The following is a 17,650-nucleotide window of genomic DNA, read 5'->3' as shown; positions in this document are numbered from 1 at the left end:
CGTAATGAGTGTGCATGATATGGGTGGTATCCGAAATGCAAACAGAATTATGGGCGATTTGAAGCCGTATTTGAGTAAGACGATGCAAGGGAAAGAATATGTGTATTATCTCAATAAAGAGGGGCATGCCATGTTTGGTGATGACGGTAAGGTTGTTTCGAGAGGGAAGCTTGCACATGCACTATTACGGAATGAAGCATGGTTATATTTATTCTGTCCAGACGATTGGCAGATTGAAACAGATATACGTTATATAAAGAATAAGGAAAAAAAGAAAATAGTACCTGATGTGAAGTTTCGTGATGAAGAAGGGGTACTCCATGCAGTCGAAGTAGATCGCTCACAGAAAATGAAAGTGAATGAAGAGAAGATAAAAAAATACGAAGAGTTCACGCAAATTTATAAACAGAAGTACAACGGGAAAATGCCAGTGATTCATTTCTTTACAGTAACAAAATATAGAGAAAAGAAATTGGAAGAGTTAGCAGCTAAATATGATGTGTTTGTGAGGGTGCATCTAATAGAAGAAATATAAAAAAGGGGCGATCCATCATGACTGAAACAACAAAAGCGTTAAATACGGTTTTACGTAAGTATAATGTGAGTGCAGAGGAAGTAATTGAAATGATGACACAATGGTTAGAAAGAAAAGTTTGTGATGATTATGAGGAAACTTTAGAAGAATATGGCGTAAAAGATTTCGAACGTTTAGAAAGGCTCCATGAAGATTTAAATAAATTAGATTGGAATTACAATTTTCCTTATTAAAGAATAAATCACAAAAATAATTATGGGCATATTTTTAAGAAGGAATGCGTGTATTATCTAAATAAAAATATGCTAACAAGTTTGCAAACCAAACTGCAAACAAAAATGCAAACTAAACGAATACTTCTTAGTAATGGTAAGAGGGAAATGGTCGCTGATATGTCCTCTAAACCCTTATATATTAACGCTTATTAACATTGTATAATCATACATAATTCGTACTACTTCACCCGCACGCAATCTGGACACCATGTAGTAAAGAACTTAACAACTACTGGCTCCTCGCTTGCGATGATGTCTTTAAATTCCTGTTCAGATTTGATTTCTTTCATGTTAGTTTCTCCTTTTTCACTATCAATATTTTTGGTTATTTAGTTGGTGTATTTGCTGTGAAAGGAAAACTTATAACGAGAACCTTTCTTTTCGAAAAATTCGTTAGCAAATTGATCCACCGCAGTTTCTTGAAGTCCTGGTACATATGAGTAGATATCCAGTGTGATTCTACTTTTTATGTCCTAGTCTTATATGCATCTTAAATCTAGAAATGAATATTAGGAACCTCACTTTTCTTTATAAGCTTTTTCGTGAGCTGTGTCAAACTTCTGAAATTGTAAGGCTACTATTTATTAGTAAGGTAAATTGTATTCATGATAGCCATTGCTATAAAGTTCTTTTCCACATATATTTTTATGAGGTGTTGTGAGACAAGAGATTAAGTGGCGTTAGCGGAGTTCCAGCAACAATTACAGCTAAATAAAGTAATGCAGGTAAAAGAAGCAAGGCTAACTAGAAGGGGAAATTGCGGCACTGTATAGAGTGAAAGAAAAACATGATATGGAGCGAGAAAGGAATCGTAAGAACATGTTAGGAAGTATTTAGCGGTAGAAGTCAGGGGGAATGTAGATGTGATAGAAAGACAGTATTACATTATTCTTTCAAAGGGGTAACTAGGATGGTGAAATGGGTAAAGAAACTATTTTTTTTAAAATGCCCACCCTGCATTGTTTGTGAGAAACAAGAAGGTGAGCTTCAATTAAACGAAATGAATGTAGTTTGTGAAAAATGTTCCTAAATTACGCATGAACAAGACATATAAAGAGATTCCTAAACCCTTTATATCTTATTCCATAAATAACAAAGCTGGTGAGCTTCTGATTCAAGAGCTATTACATGATCATTATTAATAGAGTTATTCGTATACATTTTGTTCTTTTGGATATTAAGGACCGTATAATTCACATTGTTATGTTCATTCGAAAATGTTGATTCGTTTAATAATGTTAATGTTGAGTTGATGTTATATTTATCAATTCGCTCTTTTTTTCCTTTGAAAAACAGTTTAATAAGATGTGGCTCATCATTAATGAGCAAACCGAGTTCAGGTGATGAGCGGACGATTAAATTATGTGATAACCAATGTGATTTACCTGGATCAAACCAAGAGACGTCTTTGTTTTTAATAAATTTTTTATACTGCTTTATAACATCAATGTAGTTTTGCTTTTTCTTCTGGTCAACAGTTTGTACTAATGTTTCAAAACAGTCAAAAGCTAGTTTGTTTTTATGAAATTTAATAACAGTTTCTCGTAATTGTTTCCAGTAATCAAAAACTGGGTGATATTCAGGTTGAGATTTAAGATTCTTTACAAAATTTGTTTTAGCTGCACTACTTTTCAGTGTAAAGTCTAAAAATTGTGTAAGTCCTACCTTAATTTCCGCCATGTTACACCCCCTTTCCGAACATTACTAATTCGATAGTGGAAAGGGAAATCCTGCATTTTGAAGGCGGTGAACGAGATGCTAGATGATGAAGAGTTGACGGAACAAGAACGGCTCTTTTGTTTGTATTATGTGAAATACTTTAAAGGGAAACAAGCTGTACGGAAAGTTAGGTATGTAAAGAGAAGCACGCATAGTACGAGTAGTCGATTAATTAGAAGAGAACGTATAGCATTTCAGGTCAGAGAGCTTAAAGCAAAAATGGTTGAAACTATATTTTGGGAAGTAATGAGTGGGTTAAATGAGTAAATCAAGATTGCTTTTACTAATACGAAAAAGGTCCTGTTGTTTCCAACAGGACCTTTCCTAAAATGGCAAAGAGTAACTCTTACCTTACTCTTCTCGTATATAATACATGAAAAAGATAGATGTGTATACAACAAGAAATTCCAATATAATTATTTGAATATAGTGTTTAAAAATAAAAGAGTGGAATTTCAAATAAGGAATTAAATTACAAACGCTGATTTATCAGGTGATACAAATGAATTTCTATCAAATTGTAGTTAATAAAGTGATATTGAGATAATAAGATATGTAATTTTGCATACCGGATTGTAAAAGCGAACAAGGGTATAAATAATCTAAATAATACGGAAGTTGAGGGAGAGTAATACTAAAATTTCATTTATTTTTTACTGTAATAAATTCATTTGAATAGAAGTGAAAAATAGAGATTTGCCTTAGTCATTTATGAAAGTCAAGAATATTTATAACCATAGGAGTAAATACACAGGTCCGATTTTTGTAATGATGGAGGGAATTGATGTGGACATAACTCAAAGCATGGCAAGAATAGTAGTTAATGGGAAAGATCTTCCGTTTCGTTTAGTTAGTACTTCTGTATGGAATCAAGGGCCTGTAAATGATTTAATTGTTTCAACAAACGAAAGAGTCGAGGATTTTTATCAATTTATGTGGTCGCAAGTACCAGTAATGCTTGCGATGTATTTTCTTCAAGGGACAGACTTAATGAGGTTTGCTAGAATTACTGGGATTAATCAAAATGTAACGGGAGAATATATTTATCATTTCTCTTGGGGATAAAATGAATGTAAAGTAGCGTAACAGCTGCTTTTTTAATTTGTAAAGGAATTTAATGAGGTTAAGAAAATAAGATTAGAGCGTGATATAGATAATTTGTGACTGTTTTTAAACTCATAAATATAATTAGTTGCTTCTTTTAACACAAGGGAGCGATTGATAGACTAGCTTAAAAAATAAGATTGTAACTATCTTTTAAAATAATAAATGGTAATTTTTACTTTTTTGGATGAACTATTTTTATATAAAAATCATATAATATGTTGCGGGACAAGCAAACAGCTTATAAACTATTGAATACTCAATGAGATTACCTTTTGTATATCTTCGTATTTACTGATCCAGATGTTCTTTTTTATCGAACAAAACGCCCATTATGATAGGAGGTTAATAATGGGGATGACATTAGAGGAATTAGAAAAGTGTTATATTAAAGCCTTAATTGAGGGAGCAGAGTACGTAGCTGTTCAGATTGAAATAGATGGATTTCATAGTGAGGAAGTAATTATTAACGACAAATATAATATAGATTCTGAATTAAAGTATTATAAGAAAACATACAATGAAAATTTAGAACATAGATGGACCCCAGGGATTCGTATTATAGGTTTTGCATATGGCTATTCGTTCTCAGAAATTCTACATGAATTAGGGTTGCTAGTGAAGTAATGATAAAACAAATCGCAATTATTGTACATGATGCCGTGATTTTAATGGCGTCTTTTTTTGTTGTGAAGGAAAGGTAAAAATAAAAAAGAGGGCTTAAGCCCTCTTTTTATAAATGCCTAACTTTTATGCACAGATTGGAATTCCTAATGCTATTAAAGTCAATGCTACTTGAAGAGAAAGTTCTAATCTAGCAATTTCGATTCCAGCAACTGATACCACTAAAAGAGGTTGTCCATTAACGAACAAAACACAACTTTCCATATTTACACCTCCCTTCTAGTAATCTACTACAATATATGAATTAAATTTAAATAACGCTATAGTTAAATTAATGAATTTTATAAAATTGATAAATTAATCTATCATATAAAATGAATTTTTATTGGTCTAACAACTGCTTCTTTATCACCTTATATAAAGGGTATGAATATATTAGTAGTATATAAAAGCATAGGAGTGATAGATATGTTTTTTGCAAAGCTACGTGGTAGAAATGAAGTTCCACCAGTAGAAACAGACGCTCGAGGGGAGGCTTTCTTTAAATTAAGCCAGGACGAGCTTAGCCTAAAATTTAAGTTGGATTTATTTGATATAGAGGATGTAGTAGTTGCCCATCTGCATATTGGAGCAAAAGGAACTAATGGTCCTGTTGTAGCTTTTTTATTTGGACCTATAACAAATCCGGTTTCAATAGAGTGTGCAACGCTTACGGGAATAATTACTCAAGAAGATTTGGTTGGGCCGTTAGCGGGTCAAACATTAGCTACTCTTGTAAATGAAATCATATCTGGAAACATTTATATTAATGTTCATACAGTACAACATCCTAATGGTGAAATTCGTGGACAATTGAATTATTGCTAAGAAATTATAGTAGTGAAAAATAAAGCATCCGTTTAGGGTGCTTTTATTTTGTGGAGGATGTACAGATAGATAATTTACCTTTAATAATCTTAAAAATTCATTTGTATAGTTTTGAAGGTAATCGAATGGAATTAGAAATAGTGAATTTTTTACCTTTTTAGTTTGTAAAATAATTATCGAAAACTTGTAAATGAAATGCCCCTCCGAAAATTAAATTAGTATTAGGAGATAAACTTTGTAAATGAAATATGAAAGTGTAAGAGAGAATAGAAATTTTTAAACCTAATCAAAGCTAATAGACTAACTTTCAGCACCCACTGAAATAAAGAATCATAACATAATTTGTAATAACTTATATGAAAGTGAGCTGAAAAAAATGTTTTATTCGTATTTTTATTCTCAAGCGGGTATGCGACCAGCATATGGTACATCAATAACGTTTAGCGGAGCACAAAGTACAGTTCAAGCTGTTCAACAAGCGTTACAAATGCAACAACAAATGCAAATGCAACAACAAGGTATCCAGCCGTATTATTCATCCATGGAGTATTTTTATCCAGTGCATCAAATCACACCGTATGGAAGTTCTTTTCTTACGATTCCATATGGAACTGTCTTCAATCTATAAGCTGAAAATTTTATGAATAGGAGCAGGAATCCCAAAACGATTATTAACCTAACCATTACCAATTGGATATATACGGGAAACCCAGCTCCCACCTACCTTTATCACAGATGCCGAATTTTGAGGTATCCGCAAATAGCGGAAATAATTGAGGGGGGTGAGTGTATATGTAAGCGTCAAATAGTTCCATCTACAATTTGTAAATAGTTGATGAGATAATCTTTGTACATACTCTACAAGTTGTTTTTTGGTAAGAAAATATCGTCGATCGAAGAAAGAATGAGAATTATCTTATCATGACAAATGATGGATAGTGGCACTATATGAAAAGATACATGAACATTTACTAACGCGAACCAGGACGAGAGGTAGCAACGAAATCCTATCTGTGGTTATATCGTACAGGAAGATTGTCCTATGACTATCAATTTACAAGAGCAGGAGAACATTCGGACCGTTTTTCCCCATTTTGAAGTATATTTATAGCCATAACATCTTATGTTTTGTTTATAATTGTAAATAGTTATTGAAATGTATAAATATTTTTTATGAATAAAAAGGAAAAATAATGCAACTTTTTAATTTGTTTATTCGTGTTATATATGAAAGGAGGAGGGGGATGGAGATTGAAGAAATATATAAAGTTTATATAAACGATGTGTACCGGTATTTATTTTCCCTTTCTCGTAGCCATCATTTAGCGGAGGACTTGATGCAGGAGACTTTTTATCGGGCGTTTCTTTATCTAGAAGACTATGAAAACCAAAAGGTGAAATCATGGCTTTTTAAAGTGGCATATCATACCTTTATTGATTTTGTTAGGAAAGAGAAAAAAGTAGCTTTTGTAGGAACGGAGGAATTAGAAACAATTCAAGCAGGTGAATCTACAGAAGAGTATGTAGTCGCAAAAAATAGTTATGAAAAATTAATTCAGATTATTCATACTTTACCGGTGGTAGAGGCGCAAGCTATTTTATTATGTGACGTACATCAATTAACGTACGAAGAGGGTGCTTCTGTATTAGATTTAAAGTTAAACACGTATAAAAGTCACATATTTCGCGGGAGAAAGAGATTAAAAGAATTGTTAAAGGAGGAAAAGAGTCAAAATGACAAATGATAAACCTCATTCTGAACAAGATGATTATAAAGAATTGTTACAAGAAGCTCTTCATCAAAGGCCGGATACACTTTCTAATGGAAAACAGGAGCAAGTGATGAAAATAGGGAAAAAAAGAGCGCGTATTACGAATGTTTTAATTGTATTTACTTTTTTATTACTTATTCAACCTATATTATATATATCTACTCTCGCATACTATGTATTTGCACCTACAAACGCAATGGAGATACGGAATGTAGTAAATCAAACATTAAGTGTAACAGAACCAAATGTATTTTTGAAAGATAGGGACATGGAGCAAACATTGTTACCGCTTAGTTTACAATTGCATTTTGATTTGTATAAAAGGGTAGGAAAGAAAGATATTCGAATAGGGGAAGAGAAAACAGATTATATATTTAGTAGAGCAACGAAAGTTAGCCGTGAATATACAACAGATGAAAAAATTCCGGAAGTCCCATATATAGATAACGAGGTATTGTCTCATCCTAATAATTATAATTCATCCTATAATAGTAGTGAAGAAGCGCAAGTATTAAAGGGTCTTCCGCAAGAATCTGTTGTAGAAGCATTTATATCTTTTAGAGAATTGTTGAGTGTACAAGAGGTAACGAATATGTTTCCCACTATTGATATCGTCTGGTATGCCGTTAATACAGGGGTAGAGGAGAAGCAAACGAATGACGAGGGTATGTATGTTGCTCCGATTGGCTTTCCAGCAGATATGATTTCAAGGCCAAGTGGTGCTTTTGTGAGTGATTCACCTCATGAGGAACAATTTATTGATGTGTTAAAGTCATTACAAAAGCATGAAAATTTAGCAGTGAAGCTATCTAGAGCGAAAGTATTAGAGTTGTCAAAGCGTATTTCTTTCCTTGAAAAAAATGGGATAAAAACATATGGGGCAGTTGTAACAGGACCTAAAGCAGAAGTTGAAAAATTAATGAGCCACGAAAAAGTTAGAAAATTGAAAGTAGGTGAAGTGAGGTTATGGAATTGGCATTCTTAAAAAAAAGAAAGAATCATATTTATAAACAGGAAACGTGGATGGGGACTATTTCATTAATTATTGCCTTTCTGGCGTTATTATATTTGAACATTATATTGCTTATACAAGAAACATTTATAGGTAAAGGTTTTCTGCAAATAGTTGGTATTGGATTGGTATGCTCAGTCATAGGAATGATCACAAAAAGAAAAAGTCGGAAATATGCATTGTGGGCATGTAGTTTATATCTTTTTATGCTATTGTTTTCTATATTTGGATTTATGTTAGGTTGGATGATAAGCTTTGGACCATAAAAATGTGTGAAAGGACGAATGTAAGTTCGTTCTTTTTTATGCATAAAAAGTAAAATAGAAAGGAAAGGGATTTATCAAATTTGAATAGAGATTACTATACTACTAGGTTGTTGTGTTATTGAAATGTCTTCCGCTTACGTGTATATAAATAGGCGACAAGTATAGGGGGAAAACAATAGTTCGTCCAAACATTGTGAATCTCCTTTACATAATATGGAGTAATAAGCATGAAAGGGGAACGAGTATGTCTTGCTATTACTACTGTAAGTATTGTAAAGAATATAAAAAGAAACAGCATAACTGTTGTAAGAACAATAGTAAGTGTAATGACAACAAGGATAGTCTTGTTAGGGCATCAGCATTTAGAGCTAGAAATACGGTGAATCAACCTGTTCCTGCTAATACTTTTGTAAAAGTATTGTTCCAAAATGAACAATTTGATTTAGCGAATGAGTATAATCCAGAAACATCTATTTTTATACCGAAGACTAAAGGAGTATATTCTTTTATTGGAACGATTGGTTTCTTTCCTAACGATCCAAGTTTAAATTATAGAGCACGGGTAGAAATTCGTGTGAATGGCAATGCAGCAATAGCTATAGATAATGACTTTTTTGGTCCAATAGGTTTTGGAAATGTAGTAAGTGTTTCGACGATTATTCAATTGCATGAAGGAGATCAAGTTGAGGTTTATGCACAAAGTAGCATAGACGGAGTTTTAAGTACTTCGGAAGACGGCTCACATTTTGAAGCAGCAAGATTCCCTTCTCCAATTAAATAACGAAGAGAATAAAATACTTTTCAGTAGGTCTAGTTAATCCCCTGTACCGAATGGTGGGGGATTATTATTGTTTATTTAAAATATACAAGTGAATCGATTAAATATAGTTTGTTTCATGAAAATTTCACATGCTAAAGATGTAATGATGAAAGGTAAATTTTAAAAATTATTTTTTACAGTTTTGATGTTGAAAGGGCTATCTTATTTTAAGTATTAGATCTTCTGCAGGTAATAAAAAGAGTAAGTAACTAGGTTGTAAAAGTTCTTTGGCGTTACATTTGCTAGTTGCCTAATGGTATAAAAAGACATCTTAATTTATGTCCGTATAATTAAAGGCTTTTTCATTACTATATAGAAATTACATATTTAACATCGGTTTGTGCAGGTATTACTATTGTATGGAAAGGAATAACATGAAGGCAAGTACACTATATAAAAATAAAATAAATCCTAAGATGAGTAGTATGGGATGCAACTTGAACATATTTGACCTCCTTGAGTATATAAAGAATTTTAATACATCTTTGGTGAATTTAGAAGGAAAATATATTAGATAAATGGTGCTTGAATGGATACACGAATTTAATAGAGTAGTGAATGTCTAATAAATAAAGAAGTATTATGGGGGACACCTTGACTAGATTATTTATAAAGGGCAGGTCGATTTACCCGACGTGAAATATAAAAGTGATCAGATTTATATGTACAGAATAAGGGATAAATAAAAAAAGAGCATACATAAAAAGTACGCTCTAAAGAAAGATAGGTTTTATGAGTGGATAATCTCCATACGATAATATATGTTCGGTTGATGTAAATGTGTGAAAAATCAATAAATTATCAATGAAATATCATGAAATGAGTAATCTTAGTCTATTAATAAGGTTTTGTAGTTAACCAAATTGTAAGGATTTTGTATAGAATGGATTAACAACTCGATAATAATCGTACTTCAGTTTCATATTTCGTATAGTTTGGATATTGTGTAATAGTTTGACATTTAGGTGTGGAAAGTTGATTAATTATAGAAACATTTGTAATTACTTCGTTACAAGGACCGAAAAATGTAACTTTTAATTTTGAATTTGGTGGGACTTTGAAAACAATAGGTTTTTTCTCCATGAAATCAGCTCCTATGATGCAGTATTATTGTATACTGCGTTTTTTGTTTAGATTATAAAGGCATATTAGTATAATATGAATCTTTAGTTGATAATGATATAAAGTTCACTACTATGCAGAGCCTGAATGTATAAATTATTAAGGGAATATTAATGAATCAAAATTTTTACATGTGTGGGCAGAGCGAAAAATGCGGTACATATTGGATAAAATAATTGGATACTAGAAGAGCATGTAACTATAGGTAGTTACATGTGTTATGAATACGTAAAGAGTCCCTTTACTGATACATAGTTTATTCAAATGAAATGAATTACATCTAGAAAACACATTGTATACACAACAACACTGTATAGTTATTCTTATATAATAATAAAAGTGAGGTATTTTGAATTGAAAAAGAAAAAGCTATTTTTAGGAACAATTATTTCATGCGTAGTACTGGCATTATCCGCATGTGGCTCCTCAGACAACGTAGTAACATCAAAAGTAGGAAATGTTACAGAGAAAGAGTTAAGTAAAGAATTAAGACAAAAATATGGGGAAAGTACTTTATACCAAATGGTGTTAAGTAAGGCGTTGCTCGATAAATATAAAGTTTCAGATGAGGAAGCAAAAAAGAAAGTAGAAGAAGCAAAAGATAAAATGGGTGAGAACTTTAAAGCGACTTTAGAACAACTTGGATTGAAAAATGAAGATGAATTAAAAGAAAAAATGAAGCCAGAAATTGCATTTGAGAAAGCGATTAAAGCGACTGTTACAGAAAAAGATGTAAAAGATAACTATAAACCAGAAATGAAGGTAAGTCACATTTTAGTAAAAGATGAAAAGACTGCTAAAGAAGTGAAAGAGAAAGTAAATAACGGAGAAGATTTTGCGGCTTTAGCGAAGCAATACTCAGAGGATACTGGTTCAAAAGAACAGGGCGGGGAAATCACTGGTTTTGCTCCAGGGCAAACGGTAAAAGAATTTGAGGAAGCTGCATATAAATTAGATGCAGGACAAGTAAGTGAACCAGTAAAAACAACTTACGGTTACCATATTATTAAAGTGACAGATAAAAAAGAATTAAAGCCATTTGATGAAGTAAAAGATTCAATTCGTAAAGATATAGAACAGCAAAGACTACAAGACACGACAGGTAAATGGAAACAACAAGTAGTCAATGAATTATTGAAAGATGCTGATATTAAGGTGAATGATAAAGAGTTTAAAAATACATTTGAATTTCTAGAAAAGAAATAATGACTGTAATTAGAAAAGGGAACCTTTAAAGGTTCCCTTTTCTAGTTAGTGTGTGAGTTATAAATAGATAGTAAGACAATACAATATTACATATAAATATTAAGAATTACAATGGGAATTTATGTAATTATTTTGAAGTAGGTTAATCATCACTTCATAGAATGTTGATATTATAATGTTTTGTTTCATCTCATTAAATATAAAATGAATTAATTAATTTTAGCCCATTATTTGTAGGCAGTAAGATTTGCGTAGGCTAATTATTAGTCAGGAATGAACAAAGATTGAGTGGATTAAAGTTTCACTTTATAGAAGTGGATAAACATAATTTGCAGAATGAAACATACAATAAGATTGAAATATATTGACGTTAAATGAAGTGAAAAGCAGAGCATTCTATTAAGATGGATGTTCTTTTTCGTATGAAATTTTAAGGTGAAGAATGAATTATTGGATAGATAAATAAATGATGTAGGGGGAGAAAATGTGAAAGTGATTTTTCAAAGAGAAGACGGAGGGAAAATTTTTGAATCGTATGATGAAGATATAAATAACCTATTAGCTATTTTAAAAGAAACGAAAGGGATTAAGATCGGGATGGTTGAATATGAGGTATTAAAATACGAATTAGAGTATTTTCGAAACCCGAAAAAAGCAGTAACAGAGAGGGAGTTACATATAATAGTACAACCAAAATATATTTAGTAATTAGAGTGAATTATTAATGAATAGTTTTATGTAGTATATACGAAAAGAGAGTGTTTAAATTGCTCTCTTTTCATAGAAATTCATAAGGAACGAATGGAGGTCCATTATAAATCCCTTAAATTTTGTGAGTTCGTTCTTTATAATATATGCTTTCATTTATAGATGGTTAATAAACTCGAAAAAATTAAAACTGTTTAGTTGATCTTTTCACCTCCCATTTAATAGGAAGTGAAAAGATCATTTGATGAAGAAAAAATAAATTCCTTCTCAAAAGAACGTAGGTTCGTGTATAATTAGAACGAATGTTCTTGTATGTGTAGATAGTATACGATTTAGAAATAAAGTGAAAATGTAATTAGTGGGTGTTCATCATCCACTAATTACATTTTCACCAATCGGCTGTTTACGGGAAGTTGATCTTCGACTTACTTTCCTTGTATGTCTTGAGTTTTGAGGTGGGAGATTTCTTACCTGTTCATGCGGGGGAAATATGAGCCGAGCAATTATTAAAGAATAATCGAAGCGCAATATGTTTGAAATAGAATGGATAAATAATCGAGGAGATAGAGAAATGAATGATGTAAAGATACAAAGAGCAAAAAGAGAATGGGTTCCATTTACAGTAATGTCGGAACAGTTATTAAGTATGCGAAAGGTTATTGGGGAGAAATTTAAAGTACAAAAACCATTTTTAACAAAAGAAGCAAAAGAGGGAATTTCTGATAAATTATTAATGTCATTATTGTCTGAGAAAGAAATATTGGTGACATATTTTGAAGATGGATACATACTTACAAGCTACATGACAGTTGTACATATAAATCCGCTAAAGCGCATTGTAATGTGTACTGACGCGTTTTATAAAACTTACGTATTTAATACCACGGATATTATTGAAATAGCGTAAAGTAAGCTATGTTAGATGTGAAACAGAAAAAATGAAACGGAAAAGCAGCTAGCTTCATACTAGCTGCTAAGCCCCAGGGAAAGGGAGAAAAAGATAGGGTACTCCAAAAATCAACAATAGCTGTATAACAGCCTGATTATAGTATGGACAAATTAAAAATTCTTAAACAGAACGATGAAAAAATAGGGTTAAGCTGTACCGACTTGGTTTTGATCCGCAAGGTCAGAATCAAACGTATTAGTCGCACTCACACCATTAAAAGTATTAACAACAAAACCAACGTTGGAAGCACCAGATCCATTATAAGCCTTCGTGTTTTCTTTTGGAGAAACGTTATAGAAATCACCTAAATTAAATGAACCGTTACTATCTTGTACAACTAAATTCCCTACAACTGAGGGCATAGTTCTCACCCACTTTACAATCATTTGTTAACACTACTATATGGTCTTATAGTCCAAAGGGTTCATCTAACGAAAATTGCGGAATAATAAAAGGTTTGAAGTGTAGCTTAATCCTATAATAAAAGTGTGTTACACTGAATGTAAGGTTACGTAATTAAAAATGGAAATTGTATAATTATCATATATGAAAACAAAGGAGGCAAAATGTAATGAATAATGTTATAAAAAAAGTAGATTTAACAGATGCAAAGTCAAGTAATCTTGTTGCACTTATTTATAGCAATGAAGTTATATTGGTGGAAGAAGCATTTTGTCCAAAGGAAATAAAATTAAAGTTTAATGAAATTGCAATTTTATCGGCTATTAAAACAGCGCATATAATGAAAGTATCCATTAGAAAAGAGCTTGACGCGTTTTTTCATGACACGGGTGTTTTATTGGTGAAGCATAGTGCTGAGTATGGAAACAGTCAATCTATCACTATGCATTTTGAACAATTTAAAAAGTTACAACATGAGATTGAGTATTTAAGTAAAAGTATGTAATAAGGCAAGAGGAAGATTCTTTCATAGAGGTGAACAGTTCTATGTTGAAAAAATGGTTTGAAAAATTTTTAGACGAATCTCACTGTAAACATAAATATAGTTTTATTAAGATGTAGGATATGGTAGAACAGTTATTAGTGGGTAATAAAAATATCGGAAATGTAAAAGTTACTGGTTTTTATAGTGTATGGAGAGAGAAAAATACAAAACAAGGAGTTTTCAAGAGATGATGTATTTGTTGGCAATTCTTCTTCCACCTGTAGCCGTATTATTTTGCGGAAAACCATTTCAAGCAGTAATTAATTTCATATTAACATTAATATTTTGGGTTCCAGGTGTTATTCATGCGATATTAGTTGTACATGATAAAAAAGCAGATCGGCGTTTAAAAAAACAAATTCAAGCATATGATGAAATAAATAAAAAGAACAGAAGATAGCTGAGTTGTGAAATGATTTAAAAAAGAAAGGGGGACTACCTCCTTTCTTTTTTCATTCTAGTTAAGTTTAAATTTTAGTGTAGCGGTAAGAATTTTTAATATAAGTATTGTGATAATTCGTTTTAGAGTGTGCGTTTAATAAACCGGTGTAAATGTTTTCAGGAACGTTAAAGAAATCATACATTCCATTCTTTAATTGAATGCGTAAAATCATAGAAAAAGGATTATATCCAACAGCAACTATAGTTTTGGAAATCACGGGAGATAACTCCATCATTACGCAACTCCTCACTTTTCATTTTTAATAATATCTTATAGATGTTGAGGTTGTGATGTTGAAATCTTTATAATTAAAGAGGTATTATACTTATATGCAATATATTAAATGTTCGTTATACGTAATTATAAGGAAGTTCACACGAAGTACATATCGTTGTGCTATTTTTATTTCACCTTTGATTTATAAATAAGAAAATATTGACCATTTGAAAAAAAGGTATATTATTTATACGAGGTATTAAAAATTCACTTTTTACATTCTATGCTTAAAGGGGCAGCATTATTAGAAAAATAGAAGTGAAAATACTTTGTGTAACAAGCATTCTAAAATTTATAATCTGTGAATTAGGAAAATATTGAATGCTCCAGGTCGATATACTTTCTTAATTTAATTCATTTTAGAAAGTGACCTCAATATTTTTAAGTAAATCAACGGGAGAATTGAAAGGCAGGAGAAAGTAACATGTCAGAAAATTATCGTTCTCGAGAGGAGCGACGACAAGTTAAAAAGAAAAAACAGCCAGCTTCTAAAACACAAAAACCAAAAGGTAAAACATCGTTCTTTCGCAAGTTTTTAATTACTTGTTTATTACTTGGTATTGTTGGTTTAGTGGGGGGAGTTGCTACCTTTTTTGTAATGATTAAGGATGCACCAAAACTTGAGAAAGCAAAACTTGTTAATCCGTTATCCTCAAAAATTTATGATAAAAACGGCGATTTGGTATATGAATACGGGAAAGAAAAGCGGACGAATGTTACGTATGATCAAATTCCTAAATTAGTAGAAAATGCATTTTTAGCAACAGAGGATGCACGTTTTTACGAGCATAGCGGAGTAGACTTTAAAGGTACTGCCCGTGCTGTTTTGGTGAGTCTTAAAGGAGATTACGGTTCACAAGGTGGAAGTACAATAACGCAACAGGTTATTAAAAATTACTTCTTATCGATGGAAAAAACATCAAAACGTAAAGTTCAGGAAATATATTTAGCGTATAAACTAGAACAACAATATTCAAAACATGAAATTTTAGAAATGTATTTAAATAAAATTAACTTAGGTAATCGTTCATATGGTATCGCAACAGCAGCACAAAACTATTATGGTAAAGAATTGAAGGAGTTAACATTACCAGAAGTTGCGATGCTTGCAGGTTTACCGAAAGCACCGAATAACTATGATCCAACGAAAAAAGAAAATGTTCAAAGGGCAACAGAAAGAAGAAATGTTGTACTAAAATTAATGAATCGACATGGATATATAACAAAACAGGAAATGGAAGAAGCATCAAAAGTTGACGTAGAAAAGGGACTCAAGCCTGCAACTCAACTTCAAGCAATGCCATACCCTGCATTTATGGATGCAGTTGTGAAAGAAGTAGAAAAAGAATTGCCCGATGCTAATATTGGCTCTGATGGTTTAGAAATTCATACAACTTTGGATCCAAAAGCACAGAAATTAGCTGACAATATTTTAAATACAAATATTATTAATTATCCAAATGATAAATTCCAAGGTGCTTTCACATTTATGGATACGAAAACAGGAGAAGTTCGTGCTATAGGTAGTGGGCGCGGTGAAAATAAAGCCGTATTTAAAGGGCATAATATGGCCATTGAATTAGATCGTGCAGCTGGTTCGACGATGAAGCCAATCTTTGATTACGGTCCTGCAATTGAATACTTAAAATGGGCTACGTATCATCAAATTGATGATTCTCCATTTAAATATTCAACTGGACAAGAACTTCGAAATGCAGACAGAAGTCATTTAGGTCCAATTACTATGCGTGAGGCGTTAAAAATGTCACGTAACGTTCCAGCAGTTAAAACTGCAAAAGAAGTAGGACTTAATAAATCAAAGGAATTCTCTGAGAAATTAGGTATTACATTTAAAAAAGCGCCAACAGAATCTACAGCTATTGGTACAAACGAAGTATCACCAACTGAAATAGCGGGTGCTTATGCGACATTTGGTAATGGTGGTAAGTATGCAAAACCGCATTTTGTTACGAAAGTAGTTTATCCAGACGGAAAGTCACAAAGTTTTGGACAAAAACCAAAACAAGTTATAGCTGACTCTACAGCATATATGATTACTGATATGCTGCGCTCAGTAGTGGCATCAGGTACTGGTACAGCGGCAAATATTAGTTCTTTAGATGTTGCTGGTAAAACGGGTACAACAAACTATGATTCAAAACAATTAGCGAAATTTAACATTCCAGAAAGTGCAACTCGTGATAGTTGGTTTGCAGGTTATACACCGCAGTATACGATGGCAGTATGGACTGGATATATGAAAGATGGTAAAGACGAGTATATTAGTAGTAAAAATACGAAAATTGCACAACTGATCTTTAAAGAAATGATGAGTGAAATGGCTACGGATAAATCACGCTTTAAAATGCCAAGTAGTGTAATTCAAGAAGGCAGTGAGTTACGTATAAAAGGTGAAAAACGTGATTCTTCTCCAAATACGAGCGTACCGGATACAACGGAAAAACCAAAACAAGATCAACAGCAAAAAACTGAAGAAGAGAAAAAGCAAGAAGAATTAAAAAAACAAGAAGAACTTAAAAAACAAGAAGAAGAAAAGAAACAAGAGGAACTGAAGAAGCAGGAAGAACAAAAGAAACTAGAAGAGCAAAAGAAACAAGAAGAAGAAAAGAAACAAAATGAACAAAATAATGGGAATGGTCAAGGAACGACCCCTCCAGCAAATAACGGGGGAGGCCAAGGAAATACAACCCCTCCAGCAAATAACGGAGGAGGTCAAGGAAATACAACCCCTCCAGCAAATAACGGAGGAGGTCAAGGAAATACAACCCCTCCAGCAAATAACGGAGGAGGTCAAGGAAATACAACCCCTCCAGCAAATAATGGAGGAGGCCAAGGAAATACAACTCCACCAGCGACCACACAACCAGAAACTGGCGGTAATGCAGGAGAGGCCCCTGCTAATAATGGACAATAAGAAAATTTTATGAAAATTATTAAAAAGCACTTAAGATTTGTAGACATTACAATCTTAAGTGCTTTTTTCTTT

22 protein-coding genes and 2 pseudogenes are annotated in these 17,650 nt (G+C 32.2%); 17 read left to right on the top strand and 7 right to left on the bottom strand.

Going from position 1 to position 17,650, the window contains the following annotated elements:
• Nucleotides 1-4: 4 nt before the first annotated feature.
• Both QCI47_RS16195 and QCI47_RS16190 read left to right on the top strand, forming a co-directional pair.
• On the top strand, nt 5-535 hold the full coding sequence (locus tag QCI47_RS16195; protein ID WP_270702636.1) for a replication-relaxation family protein: 531 nt from the start codon (nt 5-7) through the stop codon (nt 533-535).
• 17 nt (nt 536-552) lie between these two features.
• Entirely contained in the window at nt 553-768 is a 216-nt protein-coding gene (locus QCI47_RS16190; RefSeq protein WP_270702609.1) for a hypothetical protein, read from the top strand.
• 227 nt (nt 769-995) lie between these two features.
• Here the strand turns inward: QCI47_RS16190 and QCI47_RS16185 are convergent.
• The 3 genes and pseudogenes from QCI47_RS16185 to QCI47_RS16175 all read right to left on the bottom strand — a co-directional run.
• Nucleotides 996-1,100: pseudogene (locus tag QCI47_RS16185) on the bottom strand (thioredoxin domain-containing protein); the annotation flags it as partial.
• Between the two features lie 39 nt (nt 1,101-1,139).
• Nucleotides 1,140-1,375, bottom strand: a pseudogene (locus tag QCI47_RS16180) (hypothetical protein); the annotation flags it as partial.
• A 506-nt stretch (nt 1,376-1,881) separates the two neighbouring features.
• Nucleotides 1,882-2,490, bottom strand: coding sequence for a hypothetical protein (locus QCI47_RS16175; RefSeq protein ID WP_000807973.1), 609 nt, complete (start codon nt 2,488-2,490; stop codon nt 1,882-1,884).
• 75 nt (nt 2,491-2,565) lie between these two features.
• On the opposite strand from QCI47_RS16175, the gene QCI47_RS16170 reads away from it, so the two are divergent.
• The 3 genes from QCI47_RS16170 (at nt 2,566) to QCI47_RS16160 (ending at nt 4,260) form a co-directional block, all read left to right on the top strand.
• Nucleotides 2,566-2,796 carry a terminase small subunit gene (locus tag QCI47_RS16170; protein WP_242230443.1) on the top strand — a complete coding sequence of 77 codons (231 nt, stop codon included), beginning with the start codon at nt 2,566-2,568 and terminating at the stop codon, nt 2,794-2,796.
• 444 nt (nt 2,797-3,240) lie between these two features.
• Nucleotides 3,241-3,594 carry a hypothetical protein gene (locus tag QCI47_RS16165; RefSeq protein ID WP_309422743.1) on the top strand — a complete coding sequence of 118 codons (354 nt, stop codon included), beginning with the start codon at nt 3,241-3,243 and terminating at the stop codon, nt 3,592-3,594.
• A gap of 390 nt (nt 3,595-3,984) precedes the next feature.
• Nucleotides 3,985-4,260: a hypothetical protein gene (locus QCI47_RS16160; protein ID WP_000525900.1), complete on the top strand. Its 276-nt coding sequence runs from the start codon at nt 3,985-3,987 to the stop codon at nt 4,258-4,260.
• A gap of 123 nt (nt 4,261-4,383) precedes the next feature.
• Here the strand turns inward: QCI47_RS16160 and QCI47_RS16155 are convergent, their stop codons facing one another.
• Complete coding sequence (locus QCI47_RS16155; protein ID WP_000443219.1) at nt 4,384-4,521, bottom strand: DUF3956 family protein; 138 nt, start codon at nt 4,519-4,521, stop codon at nt 4,384-4,386.
• Nucleotides 4,522-4,725: 204 nt separating this feature from the next.
• Between QCI47_RS16155 and QCI47_RS16150 the strand changes: the two genes are divergently transcribed.
• The 6 genes from QCI47_RS16150 to QCI47_RS16125 all read left to right on the top strand — a co-directional run bounded on the left by QCI47_RS16150 (nt 4,726) and on the right by QCI47_RS16125 (nt 8,955).
• Nucleotides 4,726-5,124: a CHRD domain-containing protein gene (locus QCI47_RS16150; protein WP_000464534.1), complete on the top strand. Its 399-nt coding sequence runs from the start codon at nt 4,726-4,728 to the stop codon at nt 5,122-5,124.
• 376 nt (nt 5,125-5,500) lie between these two features.
• Nucleotides 5,501-5,752 (top strand): DUF3947 family protein, encoded by a 252-nt coding sequence (locus QCI47_RS16145; RefSeq protein WP_000500111.1) that lies wholly within the window; start codon nt 5,501-5,503, stop codon nt 5,750-5,752.
• Between the two features lie 616 nt (nt 5,753-6,368).
• Nucleotides 6,369-6,869 carry a sigma-70 family RNA polymerase sigma factor gene (locus QCI47_RS16140; RefSeq protein ID WP_076872877.1) on the top strand — a complete coding sequence of 167 codons (501 nt, stop codon included), beginning with the start codon at nt 6,369-6,371 and terminating at the stop codon, nt 6,867-6,869.
• Entirely contained in the window at nt 6,859-7,881 is a 1,023-nt protein-coding gene (locus tag QCI47_RS16135; protein ID WP_061130888.1) for an anti-sigma factor, read from the top strand. The genes QCI47_RS16140 and QCI47_RS16135 overlap by 11 nt, the downstream gene beginning before the upstream one ends.
• The gene (locus tag QCI47_RS16130; protein WP_000417668.1) at nt 7,863-8,174 is read left to right on the top strand and encodes a hypothetical protein; all 312 of its coding nucleotides are present in this window, start codon (nt 7,863-7,865) and stop codon (nt 8,172-8,174) included. The genes QCI47_RS16135 and QCI47_RS16130 overlap by 19 nt, the downstream gene beginning before the upstream one ends.
• A gap of 244 nt (nt 8,175-8,418) precedes the next feature.
• Nucleotides 8,419-8,955: a C1q-like domain-containing protein gene (locus QCI47_RS16125; RefSeq protein WP_025991667.1), complete on the top strand. Its 537-nt coding sequence runs from the start codon at nt 8,419-8,421 to the stop codon at nt 8,953-8,955.
• 927 nt (nt 8,956-9,882) lie between these two features.
• On the opposite strand, the gene QCI47_RS16120 is transcribed toward QCI47_RS16125, so the two are convergent.
• Nucleotides 9,883-10,077: a hypothetical protein gene (locus QCI47_RS16120; protein WP_000412567.1), complete on the bottom strand. Its 195-nt coding sequence runs from the start codon at nt 10,075-10,077 to the stop codon at nt 9,883-9,885.
• 393 nt (nt 10,078-10,470) lie between these two features.
• Here QCI47_RS16120 and QCI47_RS16115 point away from each other — a divergent pair, with 393 nt between their 5' ends.
• From QCI47_RS16115 to QCI47_RS16105, 3 genes are all read left to right on the top strand, one after another.
• A complete protein-coding gene (locus QCI47_RS16115) occupies nt 10,471-11,322 on the top strand; it encodes a peptidylprolyl isomerase PrsA (protein WP_000727481.1) in 852 nt (283 codons plus the stop codon).
• Between the two features lie 486 nt (nt 11,323-11,808).
• A complete protein-coding gene (locus QCI47_RS16110; RefSeq protein ID WP_000864286.1) occupies nt 11,809-12,027 on the top strand; it encodes a hypothetical protein in 219 nt (72 codons plus the stop codon).
• Between the two features lie 574 nt (nt 12,028-12,601).
• Nucleotides 12,602-12,937, top strand: a complete 336-nt coding sequence (locus QCI47_RS16105) for a YolD-like family protein (protein WP_001000611.1) — start codon at nt 12,602-12,604, stop codon at nt 12,935-12,937.
• Nucleotides 12,938-13,125: 188 nt separating this feature from the next.
• On the opposite strand, the gene gerPF is transcribed toward QCI47_RS16105, so the two are convergent.
• A complete protein-coding gene (gerPF, locus tag QCI47_RS16100; RefSeq protein ID WP_309422742.1) occupies nt 13,126-13,341 on the bottom strand; it encodes a spore germination protein GerPF in 216 nt (71 codons plus the stop codon).
• Nucleotides 13,342-13,550: 209 nt separating this feature from the next.
• Between gerPF and QCI47_RS16095 the strand changes: the two genes are divergently transcribed.
• Together QCI47_RS16095 and QCI47_RS16090 are read left to right on the top strand one after the other, a co-directional pair.
• Complete coding sequence (locus QCI47_RS16095; protein WP_001066866.1) at nt 13,551-13,886, top strand: hypothetical protein; 336 nt, start codon at nt 13,551-13,553, stop codon at nt 13,884-13,886.
• A gap of 226 nt (nt 13,887-14,112) precedes the next feature.
• Nucleotides 14,113-14,325, top strand: a complete 213-nt coding sequence (locus QCI47_RS16090; RefSeq protein WP_000990231.1) for a YqaE/Pmp3 family membrane protein — start codon at nt 14,113-14,115, stop codon at nt 14,323-14,325.
• A 67-nt stretch (nt 14,326-14,392) separates the two neighbouring features.
• Here QCI47_RS16090 and QCI47_RS16085 read toward each other — a convergent pair whose 3' ends face one another.
• Nucleotides 14,393-14,602, bottom strand: a complete 210-nt coding sequence (locus QCI47_RS16085) for a KTSC domain-containing protein (protein ID WP_029438178.1) — start codon at nt 14,600-14,602, stop codon at nt 14,393-14,395.
• Nucleotides 14,603-15,067: 465 nt separating this feature from the next.
• On the opposite strand from QCI47_RS16085, the gene QCI47_RS16080 reads away from it, so the two are divergent.
• Entirely contained in the window at nt 15,068-17,578 is a 2,511-nt protein-coding gene (locus tag QCI47_RS16080) for a PBP1A family penicillin-binding protein (RefSeq protein WP_309422741.1), read from the top strand.
• Nucleotides 17,579-17,650: the final 72 nt, after the last annotated feature.

The organism is Bacillus cereus group sp. RP29 (assembly GCF_040459765.1).
GTDB classification, from domain to species: domain Bacteria; phylum Bacillota; class Bacilli; order Bacillales; family Bacillaceae_G; genus Bacillus_A; species Bacillus_A paranthracis.
Note: the sequence above shows the minus strand (reverse complement) of the source record. Positions and strands in the feature narration are given on the sequence as shown.